The sequence below is a fragment of the Leeuwenhoekiella sp. LLG6367-2.1 genome (genome assembly GCF_045055775.1).
Lineage (GTDB): Bacteria > Bacteroidota > Bacteroidia > Flavobacteriales > Flavobacteriaceae > Leeuwenhoekiella > Leeuwenhoekiella aequorea.
In genome coordinates this window covers 3,130,027-3,145,379 of sequence record NZ_CP159331.1, presented here as the reverse complement: position 1 = coordinate 3,145,379, position 15,353 = coordinate 3,130,027, and the positions used below count along the sequence as shown (strand labels likewise).

The 15,353-nt window shown below is 35.1% G+C and carries 14 protein-coding genes and 1 other RNA gene; 9 read left to right on the top strand and 6 right to left on the bottom strand.

Annotated features, from left to right (window positions below; all coding sequences use genetic code 11):
- Window positions 1-75: 75 nt before the first annotated feature.
- The 4 genes from ABVM53_RS13985 (at window position 76) to ABVM53_RS13970 (ending at window position 3,466) form a co-directional block, all read left to right on the top strand.
- A complete protein-coding gene (locus ABVM53_RS13985; protein ID WP_405327216.1) occupies window positions 76-1,092 on the top strand; it encodes a bifunctional oligoribonuclease/PAP phosphatase NrnA in 1,017 nt (338 codons plus the stop codon).
- A complete protein-coding gene (gene gldI, locus ABVM53_RS13980) occupies window positions 1,085-1,639 on the top strand; it encodes a gliding motility-associated peptidyl-prolyl isomerase GldI (protein WP_371456469.1) in 555 nt (184 codons plus the stop codon). The genes ABVM53_RS13985 and gldI overlap by 8 nt, the downstream gene beginning before the upstream one ends.
- Window positions 1,640-1,641: 2 nt before the next feature.
- Window positions 1,642-2,814: a peptidylprolyl isomerase gene (locus tag ABVM53_RS13975; protein ID WP_405327213.1), complete on the top strand. Its 1,173-nt coding sequence runs from the start codon at window positions 1,642-1,644 to the stop codon at window positions 2,812-2,814.
- Between the two features lie 151 nt (window positions 2,815-2,965).
- Complete coding sequence (locus ABVM53_RS13970) at window positions 2,966-3,466, top strand: DUF4168 domain-containing protein (RefSeq protein WP_405327211.1); 501 nt, start codon at window positions 2,966-2,968, stop codon at window positions 3,464-3,466.
- Between the two features lie 72 nt (window positions 3,467-3,538).
- Here the strand turns inward: ABVM53_RS13970 and ABVM53_RS13965 are convergent, their stop codons facing one another.
- A complete protein-coding gene (locus tag ABVM53_RS13965; protein WP_405327208.1) occupies window positions 3,539-5,002 on the bottom strand; it encodes an aminoacyl-histidine dipeptidase in 1,464 nt (487 codons plus the stop codon).
- A 126-nt stretch (window positions 5,003-5,128) separates the two neighbouring features.
- On the opposite strand from ABVM53_RS13965, the gene ABVM53_RS13960 reads away from it, so the two are divergent.
- Entirely contained in the window at window positions 5,129-5,413 is a 285-nt protein-coding gene (locus ABVM53_RS13960; protein WP_371456465.1) for a 4a-hydroxytetrahydrobiopterin dehydratase, read from the top strand.
- Between the two features lie 100 nt (window positions 5,414-5,513).
- Window positions 5,514-6,245 (top strand): YebC/PmpR family DNA-binding transcriptional regulator, encoded by a 732-nt coding sequence (locus ABVM53_RS13955; protein ID WP_405327205.1) that lies wholly within the window; start codon window positions 5,514-5,516, stop codon window positions 6,243-6,245.
- A 124-nt stretch (window positions 6,246-6,369) separates the two neighbouring features.
- Here ABVM53_RS13955 and rny read toward each other — a convergent pair whose 3' ends face one another.
- The 4 genes from rny to ABVM53_RS13935 all read right to left on the bottom strand — a co-directional run bounded on the left by rny (window position 6,370) and on the right by ABVM53_RS13935 (window position 8,736).
- The gene (gene rny, locus ABVM53_RS13950; protein ID WP_128757058.1) at window positions 6,370-7,938 is read right to left on the bottom strand and encodes a ribonuclease Y; all 1,569 of its coding nucleotides are present in this window, start codon (window positions 7,936-7,938) and stop codon (window positions 6,370-6,372) included.
- Between the two features lie 48 nt (window positions 7,939-7,986).
- Window positions 7,987-8,094: non-coding RNA, 6S RNA (gene ssrS / locus ABVM53_RS13945), on the bottom strand.
- 52 nt (window positions 8,095-8,146) lie between these two features.
- On the bottom strand, window positions 8,147-8,437 hold the full coding sequence (locus ABVM53_RS13940; RefSeq protein WP_128757059.1) for a cell division protein ZapA: 291 nt from the start codon (window positions 8,435-8,437) through the stop codon (window positions 8,147-8,149).
- Window positions 8,438-8,445: 8 nt separating this feature from the next.
- On the bottom strand, window positions 8,446-8,736 hold the full coding sequence (locus tag ABVM53_RS13935; RefSeq protein ID WP_128757060.1) for a hypothetical protein: 291 nt from the start codon (window positions 8,734-8,736) through the stop codon (window positions 8,446-8,448).
- Window positions 8,737-9,013: 277 nt separating this feature from the next.
- On the opposite strand from ABVM53_RS13935, the gene ABVM53_RS13930 reads away from it, so the two are divergent.
- Window positions 9,014-10,705, top strand: a complete 1,692-nt coding sequence (locus tag ABVM53_RS13930; protein ID WP_405327200.1) for a M23 family metallopeptidase — start codon at window positions 9,014-9,016, stop codon at window positions 10,703-10,705.
- 10 nt (window positions 10,706-10,715) lie between these two features.
- Window positions 10,716-13,142, top strand: a complete 2,427-nt coding sequence (locus tag ABVM53_RS13925) for a TonB-dependent receptor (protein ID WP_405330873.1) — start codon at window positions 10,716-10,718, stop codon at window positions 13,140-13,142.
- On the opposite strand, the gene ABVM53_RS13920 is transcribed toward ABVM53_RS13925, so the two are convergent.
- Window positions 13,143-14,288, bottom strand: a complete 1,146-nt coding sequence (locus tag ABVM53_RS13920) for a cysteine desulfurase family protein (RefSeq protein ID WP_405327197.1) — start codon at window positions 14,286-14,288, stop codon at window positions 13,143-13,145.
- A gap of 105 nt (window positions 14,289-14,393) precedes the next feature.
- Between ABVM53_RS13920 and ABVM53_RS13915 the strand changes: the two genes are divergently transcribed.
- Window positions 14,394-15,350, top strand: a complete 957-nt coding sequence (locus ABVM53_RS13915) for a hypothetical protein (RefSeq protein ID WP_405327194.1) — start codon at window positions 14,394-14,396, stop codon at window positions 15,348-15,350.
- The last annotated feature ends 3 nt before the right edge of the window (window positions 15,351-15,353 follow it).

Genomic DNA, 15,353 nt, shown 5'->3' with positions numbered 1-15,353 from the left:
CTATTGTAGTTTAAACAATCAAAATTACATTTTCCCATATTAACCCTATATCATGAAATCGTATATTCGCCTTCTATGAAAAAATCAGAATTACTACTACTTCAAGATTTATTATCTACTCCAAAAAATATAGTAATTGTACCTCATAAAAATCCCGATGGCGATGCAATGGGATCTACTTTAGGTCTTTTACAGTATTTAAATAAAAAAGGTCACAGAGCAACAGTCGTAAGTCCTAATGATTATCCAAAATTTTTAAAGTGGCTTCCATTTGAAGATTCTGTAATTAAATATGATCTTCAAAATCAACAAGCCCTAAGACTTATCAAGGAAGCTGATTTAATATTTACTCTTGATTTTAATTCACTTTCTCGTGTAGGAGACATGTCGGTGATCTTAGAAAAATCATCCGCCCAATTTGTGATGATTGACCATCACCAGCAGCCAGATGATTATGCCGTTGTTACTTATAGTGATGTTACTATATGCGCAACTTGCCAAATGGTTTATCATACAATAGAAATGCTGGGTGATAAAGACCTCATAGATGCTGATATAGCTACGTGCCTATATACCGGTATAATGACAGACACAGGTTCTTTTAGATTTAGATCTACATCGTCTCTTACGCATACGGTTATTGCCAGCCTTATAGAAAAAGGAGCTGATAATGCATTTATACACGAGCAAATTTATGATGCAAATAGCTTCTCCAGAATGCAGCTTTTGGGGACTGCTCTCACAAATTTAAAAGTACTTCCAGAATATAGAGCCGCATTTATAACTCTATCTCAAGACGAACTTGATGAACATTCTTATCAAAAAGGCGATACAGAAGGATTTGTAAATTATGGCCTATCGTTAGACAATATCAAAATAGCACTCATATTTATAGAAAATAAACAAGAAGGAATAATTAAGATTTCTTTACGTTCTAAAGGTGACTTTTCGGTAAATGAGATGTCACGCTCTCATTTTCACGGAGGCGGTCATACAAATGCCGCAGGCGGCAAAAGCGACCTCTCCCTTGAAGATACCGTTGCTTATTTTATTAGTATATTACCTCAATATAAAGATGCACTTAATGAATAAATATAATTTGCTCGTTGTACTCTTTGTCTTAGTTGCTGCTTGTAAAACCCCAGAAGCACGAAGACCCGTCAGTCAATCCTCTGGTTCCTATGTTGACCTTTCCATAGAACGAAATAAAAAAATGAATAAGGCTCAGGAAGATGCTATAAAACGCATTATGGAAAATCATCCGGAAAATGAATACTTCACTTCAGATAAAGGGTTCTGGTATTACTATAATATTAAAGACACATTAGACTTAATTAAACCTCGTACCGGCGATCTGGTGACATTTAGTTATGAAATAAATTCGCTCGATGGTGAGCCTATAGTTTCTAAAGAAGAATTAGGAGAACAAACCTACCAGATTGAGCAAAGCAATCAAGACTTAATATCAGGTCTTAAAGACGGTCTAAAATTAATGCAGGAGGGTGAAGTGGTAACCTTTCTTTTTCCGTCTCATAAAGCATTTGGATATTATGGTTTTGAAGATATTATTGGCTCTAACCTGCCAATTCAGACAAAAGTTTATTTAACCCAAGTTCAAAGAAATAATACTGAAAACTAATTATGAAAAAAGCATTCTTTTTTGCATTCATGATTTTATTAGCATTTGTATCCTGTTCTGATGATAAATACCCAGATCTGGATAATGGCCTTTATGCTGAAGTAGTGACTAATAAAGGTACCATGCTTATTACTTTATTTTATAAAGAAGCACCGGCTACTGTAGCAAATTTTGTTTCTCTTGCTGAAGGTAATAATCCGCTGGCTGACTCGATTTATAAAGGAAAACCTTTTTATGATAATTTGACATTTCATAGAATTATAAAGGGGTTTATGATACAAGGTGGAGATCCTAGCGGAAATGGTAGCGGCGGGCCAGGTTACAAATTTCACGACGAATTTAGCCCTCTATTAAAACACGATACTATTGGTGTTCTTTCTATGGCTAATTCTGGTTATGGTACAAATGGTAGTCAGTTTTTTATAACAGATGCCCCTACTCCACATCTTGACGGTTATGACACAGATGACAAATTGAAAAATTGTGAAAATCCACAAATAGGCTGCCATACCGTCTTCGGAAAATTAATTTCAGGATTTGATGTTTTAAAGAAAATTACTGAAACCGAAATGGCAGATGCTCGTTCTGGCAAGCCAAAATCAAAAGTTACTATTCAGTCTCTAAAAATTATTAGAAAAGGTACAGAAGCCAGACACTTTGAAGCTCCTGAAGTTTTTACCGAAGAAATTGAAAAAAAGGCTAAAGAAAAAGAAGAGGCGCTTGCAGCAAAAGAAAAGATTAAGGAATACAAAAAATTAGCTTTTGAAGAGCAACGAAAGCAAGCAGATACTCTTGAAAGTGGTTTAGCTATTCTAATTACGGAAAAAGGCTCTGATGATAAACCAAAGCGTTCACAACTTGTGAAGGTGAATTATGCAGGTTATTTTTCTGACGGTGAGTTATTTGACAGCAATATTCAAGAACGTGCAAATGAGTGGAATATGCAAACCAGGCCTAAAGAGACTATGTATACTCCTATTGAAATTCCATATGGTCCCGAAGCGCAAATGATAGCAGGGTTTAAGGAAGGTATTCAACAATTAAATTACGGCGACAAAGCAACTTTATTTATTCCTTATCATTTAGGTTATGGAGAGCGTGGATATAGAATAATAAAACCCAGAACTAATCTTGTATTTGAAGTCGAACTTATCGATGATCGAGAATCAAATTAATTGGTTGATTTTAGTATTTCTATAGGGATAATATTAACATTGAATGAATACGGTGTTAAGCTCTTCTAAAATATCTTAGTTTGTTTCTTAAAATAATTATTATGGTACGTTTCTTTCTTAACATTAAACTTCATTAAAAAAAGAAACCATAATGATTACATTTAAGAAAGATATAATTGCTTTAGCACTTACAGGTGCATTGATAGGTGGTGTAACTATGACAGCTAATGCTCAAGTAGCTCCAACACAGACCACAACGCAAACACAAACAAATATTACAACTGCCGAGCTAACTAAATTTGCCGGTGCTTTTGTAGATGTTCAAGAAGAGAATAAAGTTGCTCAACAACAACTAATGGGTATTATTCAAGATCAGGGACTTAAACTTGAACGCTTTAATGAGATTCAAAAATCTAAAATGAATCCAGAAGCTACTGTAGATGCTTCAAGTGAAGAATTAGAAAAGCATAAGGCAGTGGTGACAGCGTTAGAAAGTATGCAACCTGAGTTTGAATCTAAGATGATGGCTATTATCGAAGATCACGGGTTAACTATGGATAAATACAAAGAGGTAGCACTTGCGCTTCAAAAAGATAAAGCGTTACAACAAAAATTTCAGCAAATAATGATTAAGAGCCAAACTCAAGGCTAATTAGCAATTTGTAATTTATTAAAAAAAGGAGATGCTAGCGCATCTCCTTTTTTTTTCATATAAGATCTACACCTATTTCACAGGTATATCTTTTAGTATCTCCTGAACATATTTCCAGAATTTTTGTACCGAAGTAATACTTACACGCTCATCTGGAGAATGTGCTCCACGTATTGTTGGTCCGAACGATATCATATCCATATCTGGGTAATTTTGACCTAGAATTCCACATTCAAGACCTGCGTGACATGCTGCTACATGCGGATCTGTATTATTAATTTGTTTGTATTTATCAACGAGCACTTGTAAAATAGGACTTTCCATATTGGGTTTCCATCCCGGGTATTCTCCAGACAATACCACATCACAGCCTATTAATTCAAAAACACTTCGCAGGGTGTTAGCAAGATCGGTTCGTGATGATTCAACCGAAGATCTAGTGAGGCATAGTACCTCAAGATTACCCTCTTTAACAGATACCCGAGCTACGTTATTTGATGTTTCAACCAGATTCTCAATATCCGGACTCATTCGATATACTCCATTCCAGGCAGCTTGTATTGCTTTTAGAAATCCCTCTTGAACACCTAAATTCATCACTCGCTCTGGCAAATCTATTTTTTCAAGGGTAATTTTTAAATTAGGCTCAAGCGTTTTATATTCTTCTTTAAGAACAGCAGAAAATTCCTCTATATCAGCCTTAAAAGCCTCTTCATGTATAGTATCTATACAAAATTTAGATACACTCTCTCTCGGAATAGCATTGCGTAATCCACCGCCAGATATTTCTTCGATACGAAGACCATAATTTTCAAAACCATCAAGTAACAACCGATTCATAAATTTATTAGCGTTACCTAAACCTTTTATGATTTCCATTCCCGAATGACCTCCTTGTAAACCATTCACGATAAGTTGGTATCCAGTTTTACCCTCTTCTACTTCCTCAAGACTATAAGAACGGGTTGCAGTTATATCAACACCACCAGCACATCCTACTCCTATCTCATCATCTTCTTCAGTATCAAGATTGAGCAATATATCTCCCTTGAGAATACCGCCCTTCAGACCCATTGCACCTGTCATTCCAGTTTCTTCATCTATTGTGAAAAGAGCTTCAATTGCAGGATGAGGTAAATCAGTACTTTCTAGTATAGCCATTATTGTAGCCACCCCTAACCCATTATCGGCACCCAGAGTTGTTCCTTCAGCCTTAACCCAATCGCCCTCAATTTTCATCTTGATTCCTTCTGAATCAAAATCAAAATCAGTTGCATTATTCTTTTGATGTACCATATCTAGATGGGATTGCAGTACTACCGCTTTTCTATCTTCGAGACCAGGAGTCGCAGGTTTTCTAACAATAACATTACCCACTTCATCTACAAAAGTTTCCAGACCTAGTCCTTCGCCAAATGCTTTCATAAATGCGATAACCCGTGCTTCATCTTTTGATGGTCTCGGCACCTCATTTAGATTAGCGAAATTGCGCCAAATAGCTTGTGGTTGAAGTTCTCGTATTTCAATATTTGTCATAAAAATCTGTTTTTGTAAAGGTACAGGATATCACTAATTAAAATGGTAATCTTGTAAACGTTAATCTTCGGTTAAGCGCTTTATCATTGTAAAAGCCTTAGCTATATTATATTTAAAATTTATATTATGAAAAAACTAGATGAAACTACAATAGAAAAAAATCTTGAAAATTTAAATGGTTGGGAGTATAAAGATGATGCCATACATACTTCTTTAGAATTTGAGAATTTTAAAGAGGCATTTGCAACGATGACACGTATAGCATTTGAGGCAGAATTACAACAACATCATCCAGACTGGACAAATGTTTACAACACTTTAAACATAAGTCTATCTACACATGACGCTGGCGGAATTACTGAAAAGGACTTTAAATTAGCTCATACAATTGAAGATATTATAGGCGGGTAAAATTTTATTAATTCAAGTTTAAGGGAATGTATATTTCTGTTGAAATAACGCATTCTTAATACTGAATTTTGTTAAATTTACCCCCGTTAAAAATCAAATTATGGGAAGAGCATTTGAGTTTAGGAAGGCACGAAAAATGAAGCGCTGGAGCGCGATGTCTAAAGCTTTTACACGTATAGGCAAAGACATTGTAATGGCGGTTAAAGAAGGTGGTCCTGATCCTGATTCTAACTCACGTCTAAGAGCAGTTATACAGAACGCGAAAAGCGTAAATATGCCTAAAGACAATGTTGAACGCGCTATTAAACGTGCAAGTGACAAAAGTTTAGGTGATTTTAAAGAAGTGCTATTTGAAGGATATGCGCCTCACGGTATCGCTATTCTAATAGAAACTGCAACAGATAATAACAATCGAACAGTAGCAAATATAAGATCCTATTTTAATAAATGTAATGGGAATTTAGGTACTTCAGGTTCTGTAGAGTTTATGTTTGATCATACGTGTAACTTTAGAATACCAGCAGAAGGATTAGATCCTGAAGAATTAGAATTAGAATTAATCGATTTTGGTGCAGAAGAAGTATTTGAAGATGAAGATGGAATTTTAATTTATGGTCCTTTTGAAAGTTTTGGTGCTATTCAAAGTTACCTAGAAGAGGCCGGCCACGAGATTTTATCAAGTGGGTTTGAGCGTATTCCTCAAGTCACAAAACAACTAACTCCTGAAGAAGCAGAGGATGTTGAGAAGCTCCTAGAAAAAATTGAAGAAGATGAAGATGTACAGAATGTATATCATTCGATGGATGAATCATCTTCTGATTCTGAAGAATAATAAGCAAATAAGAGCATAAAAAAATCAGGAGCATAGCTCCTGATTTTTTTATATTATATAGAGTTCATTATAAAAGACAAAAGCTGGTATTAAACCGGCTTTTGTCTTTTATAATAGTTATTATTTACTTGGCAATGTTTACAGCCCGTGTCTCACGAATGACAGTAATTTTTACTTGACCTGGATATGTCATATCCGTTTGAATTTTTTGAGAAATTTCAAATGATAACGATGAAGCTTTCTCGTCATTAACTTTATCACTCTCAACAATTACGCGTAGCTCTCTACCCGCTTGTATTGCGTAAGCCTTTTTAACACCTTGAAATCCAAAAGCAATATCTTCAAGATCTTTAAGACGCTGTATATAAGAATCTAGAACTTGTCGTCTAGCTCCTGGACGTGCACCGCTAATTGCATCACAAACCTGTACGATAGGTGCTAGAAGTGTTTTCATTTCTATCTCGTCGTGGTGAGCACCTATTGCATTACATACATCTGGTTTTTCTCCATATTTTTCTGCCCACTCCATTCCTAAAAGTGCGTGAGGAAGTTCACTCTCTGTATCTGGTACCTTACCTATGTCATGTAACAGACCTGCACGTTTAGCAAGTTTAGGGTTCACACCTAATTCTGCAGCCATTGTTGCACAAAGTTTTGCTACTTCTCTACTGTGCTGCAATAAATTTTGACCGTAAGATGAACGATATTTCATACGTCCTACAGCTTTAATAAGTTCTGGATGGAGTCCGTGAATACCTAAATCTATCACCGTACGTTTTCCTATATCTACAATTTCCTGTTCTATTTGCTTCGTAGTTTTTTGAACTACTTCTTCAATTCGAGCGGGGTGTATACGGCCATCAGTAACTAATTTATGTAAAGAAAGACGTGCTATTTCTCTTCTCACACTATCGAAGCACGATAAAATTATTGCTTCCGGAGTATCATCTACAATTATTTCAACACCGGTAGCTGCCTCTATTGCTCTAATATTACGACCCTCACGACCTATAATACGTCCCTTAACATCATCACTTTCTAAGTTAAATACAGAAACACAGTTTTCTACTGCCTCTTCTGTACCTATACGTTGTATCGTATTAATAATAACTTTTTTAGCATCCTGCTCTGCAGTAAGCTTAGCTTCTTCCATAGCATTTTGAATGTATGCCATTGCATCACTCTTTGCTTGATCTTTTAAAGACTCTACAAGCTGTTGACGCGCTTCATCTGCAGATAAACCAGAAATTACTTCTAATTGCTGCACCTTGCTAAAATGCATTTTATCTATTTCTACCTGACGCTTTTCTACATATTCTAGACGTTCCTCGTAATCTTTTACTTTTTCTTCGATCTCCTTATTTAACTTTTTATTTTTGGCGATCTCACTGCTCACTTGAGACTCTTTGTCCCTTGTGCGCTTTTCTGCATCATTAATTTTCTTATCTCGGGAAAGTATTACTTTCTCATGTTCAGATTTTAATTCAATAAATTTCTCTTTAGCCTGTAAGATTTTGTCTTTTTTTATAGACTCTCCTTCACTTTTAGCTTCCTTGAGGATATTAGAGGCTTCTTTTTTTGCATTGCTCACAATTTGCGATGCGTTATTCTTTTCCAGCAGTTTTGCCAGTAAAAATCCTAGTGTGCCAGCGATTAAGATGACGCCTACGATTATAAGTACAGTATTTCCCATTTAGTTAGTGTATATATAAAAAAAGCCTACATTGGTCGGGTTTTGTGTAAACTCCTTAAATAAATCATAGGACTAACGAGCTGATCAAGAATCCGTTCAAAGACGGCGCGCTTTTACAACTCAGACTCATCCTTTTTAAAGAATATAGTGTTGAGTTTACCAAAAAATAATAACCAATGTAGGCAGTAAATTTCTATTTTAAAGAACGTTAGGATAATTGGCTTTTAACCAATAATTCAAGGTTTTTTAATTGTTGAATGGCTTCGGTATTTTCACCACTTCCCTCGATATCCCTTTGTATTGTTTTAGATGCAAACTGTAAAGCACACATGGCTAGTACATCTTGTTTATCTCTAACGGCATAACTTTGCTCAAACTTTTTAATCATTTCCTCAATCTCTTTCGCTGCTTTACGCAATCCTTCTTCCTGCTGAGGGTTTATGGTTAAAGGATATACCCGATCTGCAATAGATAATTTTATTTTTAGATGATCAGACATATTCTTAACTAATCTGCTAATTGAGCTATACAAGCATCAATCTCACGCATCATAGTATTTATTTTTAGCTTGGTTTCCCGTTTATATTCATTACTGCCCAGCATTGCATTTGCCGTTTTAAGAGTGCTGTATTTAGCTTCCCAATTAGATACTAAAGTTAACAGCTCCTCCTGCTCTTGCTTCAAATTATGATTGGCGGTTTGTAAGACCTCATTCTCACGTTGAAGTTTCTGATAACGATGCACTAATTTGCTAATTACATTTTGCAACGCATCTACACGCTCCAACAGTTCACTCATAACCTTATTTTAACAATGCTTAGTCACACAAAGTTAACATTCGATGGCTAATATTACAATACATTCTATTTTATTTTTAAACATGTTAGTATAAAGAGTCAATAATTTAAGCCTTACCCTATTAACTATCAAATACTTTAAGCTTTAAGTTATTTTAAAAATTTTAAGTGTTCTAATGCTATAATATTCTGATGAAAACTAGTTGTGATTATTTTAATAACACATAATAATATCCCGTTTAGAAAATCTAAATCCAATTAATTATCTTAGCCGATCTATGAAAAAAGCGCTATTCACAATTTTCTCCTTTTGTACGCTACTAGTACACGGGCAAGCAGATATTCCTAAAAATGATTTTATACCACCTCTAAAAATAACAACGGTTTTAGCCGGGAGTTTTGGTGAGCTTCGTAGTAATCATTTTCATAGCGGACTAGATATAAAAACTCAGCAGCGCACCGGTCTTGAAGTTATCGCAAGTGCTTCGGGATATGTGAGCCGTATAAAAGTTTCTCATTATGGCTACGGAAAAGCTTTATATATAAATCATCCTAATGGGTATACAACAGTATATGGTCATCTCGATAAATTCTCTCCAGAACTTGAGGCTTTTGTCAAAAGCAAACAATATGAGGCTGAAAGCTATGAAATTGAGCTTTTTCCTAATCCCGATGAATTAGTTGTCTCACAAGGTGAACTGGTGGCTTATAGCGGAAATACTGGAGGAAGCGGCGGACCTCACGTTCATTTTGAAATAAGAGACAAAAACGAACGCCCTATGAATGCGCAACTATTCGGTATCGAGGTGCCAGATCATCGGGACCCAATAGTTAATGATCTTTATGCCTACAGCCATTCAGATAGCAGCACGGTAAATCAGACCCAACAGCGACAAAAAATAAGTTTCTCTAAGCAACCTGATGGTACTTTCTTAAGTGAAAAAGTGAAAGCTTTTGGCGAAATAGGCTTTGCCATAGGAACCGTAGATATGCAAGATGGAGCTAATAATAATAACGGGATATATAAAATTGAAACAAATCTAAATGGTGAAACGCTTTTAGATTTGGAAATGGATAAATTTTCTTTTGCTGAAACCCGCTATATCAATAGAATGATTGATTATGCCTTATATGAAGATAATAGAGTGCGGGTTCAAAAACTTTTTATTGAACGCAATAACCCGTTAAGTATTTTTAAATATGAAAAGAATAAAGGGATTCTTAATCTAGCTCAGGAGAACACAACTGCCATTTACACAATAAAAATTTCTGATTTTAAAGGAAACGCATCCGTTCTTGTAATTCCTATTGAAATAATCAAAGAACCTATACTATCTCCTTTAGATAAAAGAACAACACCATTTTTTGTTCAGGCTGACGCAAATCAAAATTTTAATGTGGGGGATTGGAAACTTTTTATACCTGATGGAGCATTTTATGATGATTATTATCTGGACATCACAGCAAATACAGACGCGCTTCATCTGGATAAGGATGTAATTCCTGTACAGAAGTATATTAAACTCAGCTATAATGTGTCTGCATTTCAACCAGCTGATAGAGAGCGTCTCTATATAGGCAGAGTTAATTATAGAGGATTATTACGTTATGAGGGAGCCACTCTTGAAGGAGATTATATTTCTGCAAGCGTTAATGCACTTGGTGATTTTAAGTTAGGTCTTGACACAAAACCGCCAAGAATTGAAGCTGTTGATCTTAAAGAGGGTAAATGGATTTCTGATTATAAAACCTTACAATTTAAAATTTCAGATCAAGATACCGGAATTAAAAGCTATCGGGGAACCTTGAATGGTAAGTTTATTTTATTTGAATATGAATACAAGAAAAACTTGCTTACATACAATTTTGATGATGGCATAAGTGTTTCCGGAGAAAACACCTTACAACTCATTGTAACCGATAATGTAGGAAATAGTAGTACTTTTAAAACCACTTTCTTTAGAAAATAGCTTCTTGAAAATACTATATTTTATAGCTTTTCTGGTTTATTCTGGTAGTTTGCTGAACCTTAATGCTCAGCAGGCTACAGTAAATGGAATTGTATTTAACGAAGATAATACCCCATTAGCGGGTGTAACCATTAGATATGAAGGTGGCGGTACGCTCGCAGATGAGTCCGGCTATTACCAATTAACACTTCCGGCAGATAAAGAGGTAACACTTATTTTCTCATTTGTTGGCTTTAGAAGAATAAGCATCCCTATTTTATTAAATCCCGGTGAGCGCTTAGAATTTAACCCAATTTTGAGCCAGAATCGAGAGCAAATAAGTACAGTTACTATTTCTTCAGAAAATCAAAACAACTCAATTTTAAGTTTAAGTCCGCAACTCGTACGTAAAATTCCAGCGGCAAATGCTGGTGTAGAAAGTATTTTAAAGACGTTGCCGGGTGTAAACAGTAATAATGAGCTAAGTACGCAATATGCAGTTCGTGGCGGAAATTACGATGAGAATTTGGTTTACATCAACGGAATAGAAGTTTATCGACCCTTCTTAGTACGCTCTGGACAGCAAGAAGGACTTAGCATTGTAAATAGTGATTTAATTCAAAAAATAGATTTTAGTGCTGGGGGGTTTCAGGCAAAATATGGTGATAAGTTATCTTCTGTTTTAGATATTACGTATCGAAGGCCTGTAGATTTTGCAGCAACAGCAGATTTTAGTTTACTGGGAGTTCAATTATCAGCTGAAGGTATTAGTAAAAATAAAAGATTCACTAATCTAACTGGAATTAGATACAGAAACAACAGCCTTCTTGTTGATGCTAAACAAACTGAAACCAACTACAAGCCTCAATTTACCGATATACAAACCTACCTTACTTATCAAATTAACCCGAAACTACAAGTAGACTTTTTAGGAAATGTTGCGGTTAATACCTATGATTACAAACCGCTCACAAGACAAACAAATTTTGGAACGCTCGACAATCCCATTGCGCTAGTAGTTAATTATCAAGGACAAGAATCTGATAAGTATGAGACCTACTTTAGCGCATTATCAGCTTCTTATAAACCTTCTGAAAAATTAAATTTTAAAATAACGGGCTCTGCATATCATACACTTGAACAGGAACACTTTGATATTTATGCGCAATATGCTCTAGGTACACCTGATTCTAATATAGGAGATATAAATGCCGGAAACGTAGAATTTACAGAGGCAATAGGATCACAACTTACCCACGCACGAAATAATCTCGACGCTCTTTTTTTAAACTTTCAAATTAAAGGGCAATATGTAAATAATTCAAAATTGCTCGAATGGGGGCTGAAATATACAAATGAGTCTGTAAGAGACCGCCTTCAGGAATACGAAATTATTGATTCAGCTGGATTTTCTGTACGACCTCCACTGGATCAATTTAAAAATGAACAACCTTATACACCGTATGAAGCGCCTTTAGAAGCTTTTAATACTATTGAGGCATACAACGATATCAATATTGACCGATTTTCGGCCTATTTACAATACAGCCAACGTTTTCAATTTAGAAATGTGAAAGCTTGGTATAATATAGGATTACGTTCGCAATTTTGGCAAGTTCACACCATTGACGAGACTGCTACGCAACATATAATAAGTCCAAGAGCTCAAGTAAGTCTCAAACCAGATTGGAAAAATGATATGGTATTTAGAGTCGCCACAGGAATGTATCAACAACCACCATCATATCGAGAATTACGCGATAATTCTGGTGCTGTAATTCCTGATGTCAAAGCACAAAAAAGTTTTCATTTTATAGTATCAAATGAGTGGAGTTTTGACATTTGGGACAGACCATTCAAACTTACAAGTGACGCTTATTATAAAGATTTATTTGATGTGAACGCATATACATTAGAAAATGTAAGGATTCGCTATCGTGCGTCTAATGATTCTGAAGCCTATGCATATGGAGCAGATTTAAGGCTTACAGGAGAGTTTGTGCCAGGTACCAATAGTTGGATAAGTATCGGAATATTAAAAACAGAAGAAAATATTAATAACCGCGGATACAAATCAAGACCTACAGACCAGCTGTTTAAGTTTGGTCTTTTATTTCAAGATTATGTACCTAGCATTCCTGCATTGAAGTTATATATCAATTTGCTTTATCAAAGCGGCTTGCCTGGTGGTTCTCCCAGCTATGTTGATACTTATGATTATCAATCACAATTACCTTTTTATTTTAGAGCAGATACCGGTTTTTCCTATTCACTATTAAAAAGTGAGGCAAGTTTATTTAAAGAACTCAATGTAGGTCTTGAAATCTATAATCTTTTTGATCGTCAAAATAGTATTACAAATACTTTTGTTAGAGATGCAGCAACACAGCAACAATATGCAGTGCCTAATTATTTAACTCCGCGGGTATTTAATATTAGCTTAAAAACAAAATTTTAATTAAGACATAAATTGTTTCAAAGTGTCTACAACATAATCCACTTCTTCCTTAGTGTTTTCGTGAGAAAAAGAAAATCGTACAGAAGGCTTATCTAATTTATCTTTTGCTAAAAAGGCATTAAGTACATGACTTCCTTGATCACTTCCACTCTGGCACGCGCTTCCTTTTGAACAAGCAATACCTTTTAAATCGAGTTGAAATAAAAGCATAAGTGCCTTATCTGATGAAACCGGTAAACACACATTTAATAACGTATAGGTACTTTTGGTCCCATCGTGGCAATTTCCATTAAAATGAACACCGGGAATTTTATTTTCTAGCTGTTCTTTAAAATACCATTTAATTTCCTCGATATGCTTTCGCTCTGCTATCATATTTTCTTGAGCAAGAGTAAGTGCAGTTTCCATACCAGCTATATTATGTACGGGTTCTGTACCAGCTCTACTACCACGCTCTTGACCACCGCCAAATATAAGTGGGCGAATTTTACTATTCTTACGAATAAATGCAAAACCTATTCCTTTAGGACCGTGAAATTTATGTGCTGCAGCAGCAATAAAATCAATCGGAAGCTCAGAAAGATTGATATCAAAATGACCTACAGATTGCACCATATCACTATGAAATAATGCATTGTGATTTTTAGCAAGGGTACAAACAACTTCGAGATCGAGCATATTTCCAATCTCATTGTTAATATGCATTAAACTTATAAGTGTTTTTTCTGAAGACGATTCAAGCAAAGTCTGCAGATTATCTAAATCTACGCTGCCACATTCTTTTATAGCAACCATAGAAATTTGAACATCATAATTGCTTTGCAAATGCTCTACGACATGAAGAACTGCGTGATGTTCAATAGGACTTGTTATGATATGACGAACTCCCAGATCTCTAACAGCACTATTTATAATTAAATTATCTGCCTCTGTACCGCCAGATGTAAATATGATTTCTGCAGGTGTAGCATTTAGATAGGAAGCTATTGTCTTACGAGCCTGCTCAATGACAGTTTTTGCCTTGCGCCCCACCGCATGAGTCGATGATGGGTTTCCCGGTATATCCTGCATTACCTCCATCATTCTGGTAATTACTTCTGGGCGTATCGCTGTTGTAGCAGCATTGTCAAAATAAACTTGAGTCATACTTAGTATTTAAAGTTTGCAAAATTAACTACAATAAAATTATTTACAACCTTCAACCGTTAGTAATGTGCAATTCTCCTATTTTTGCGCTAAAGTTATTGTGCTATGAAGAAGTTTCTATATTTATTTTTTACTGTGATAGTTATGGAGTCCTGTGATGATGGAGACTTAATTATAACATCTTTTGATTTTACAGATTTAGATATAAATTATTGTAGTACAGTAAATATTGATAGTGATGATACCACAATCACAAATTATATATTTTACAAAATAAATAGTGAAACAAATGAATCGCTAGCCTTTACTTTAAGTACAAGCGATCCTATTTTAGAAGCTCCAAGTACTACTGGAGCATATACCTACAATTTAGGAAATAGTGCAGATTCATTTATTTCATACCGAATATATAATGAAACTGTGGACTCAGATTATTTTTGTTCAAAAATTCCTCCTGCCTCTCCTGCTGTAAATCAAGAATATATTAGTGATGAAGGAAGCCTTACCATTGTTACTGAAGGTGATTATAATGACAGAGACGGTATTGATTCGGAGTATGAAATCCTACTAGAAGATGCTGATGGGAATTTAACTGAAGACCTTGATGGAGACGGAATTCCTAATATCTATGATTTTGATGACGACGGGGATAATGTGCCTACAAATCAAGAGGGAATTGTTTTAAATACAGATGGCTCTATAAATTATGAAGAATCTTTAGATACAGATGGTGATGGTAGACCTAACTTTATAGATAATGATGATGATGGAGATGGTGTACTCACCATTAATGAGGATGCAGACAAAGATCTAAACCCGAATAATGATACTACAGATATTTCAGTGGGGCAGGATTATTTAAATAATAATGTAAGTATTGATTATGGAGTAACTACATATCGTATTCACACGTATTATTTAGAAGATATTACACTAACAATAAATATTTCAAATGCTGTTTTTGTTAGTGATAATGGAGAAGAAACAATACGACAACAAACGCTATTTTTTGGCGAGTACACTGCTCCAGATCAAACTATAACGACAACTCCTGCGTTCTAAAAG

Coding starts and splice junctions, on each gene's coding strand:
- ABVM53_RS13985 (WP_405327216.1), top strand. CDS start 76: ATGAAAAAATCAGAATTACTACTACTTCAAGATTTATTATCTACTCCA.
- gldI (WP_371456469.1), top strand. CDS start 1,085: ATGAATAAATATAATTTGCTCGTTGTACTCTTTGTCTTAGTTGCTGCT.
- ABVM53_RS13935 (WP_128757060.1), bottom strand. CDS start 8,736: ATGAGTGAACTGTTGGAGCGTGTAGATGCGTTGCAAAATGTAATTAGC.
- ABVM53_RS13970 (WP_405327211.1), top strand. CDS start 2,966: ATGATTACATTTAAGAAAGATATAATTGCTTTAGCACTTACAGGTGCA.
- ABVM53_RS13915 (WP_405327194.1), top strand. CDS start 14,394: ATGAAGAAGTTTCTATATTTATTTTTTACTGTGATAGTTATGGAGTCC.
- rny (WP_128757058.1), bottom strand. CDS start 7,938: ATGGGAAATACTGTACTTATAATCGTAGGCGTCATCTTAATCGCTGGC.
- ABVM53_RS13930 (WP_405327200.1), top strand. CDS start 9,014: ATGAAAAAAGCGCTATTCACAATTTTCTCCTTTTGTACGCTACTAGTA.
- ABVM53_RS13960 (WP_371456465.1), top strand. CDS start 5,129: ATGAAAAAACTAGATGAAACTACAATAGAAAAAAATCTTGAAAATTTA.
- ABVM53_RS13955 (WP_405327205.1), top strand. CDS start 5,514: ATGGGAAGAGCATTTGAGTTTAGGAAGGCACGAAAAATGAAGCGCTGG.
- ABVM53_RS13940 (WP_128757059.1), bottom strand. CDS start 8,437: ATGTCTGATCATCTAAAAATAAAATTATCTATTGCAGATCGGGTATAT.
- ABVM53_RS13920 (WP_405327197.1), bottom strand. CDS start 14,288: ATGACTCAAGTTTATTTTGACAATGCTGCTACAACAGCGATACGCCCA.
- ABVM53_RS13965 (WP_405327208.1), bottom strand. CDS start 5,002: ATGACAAATATTGAAATACGAGAACTTCAACCACAAGCTATTTGGCGC.
- ABVM53_RS13975 (WP_405327213.1), top strand. CDS start 1,642: ATGAAAAAAGCATTCTTTTTTGCATTCATGATTTTATTAGCATTTGTA.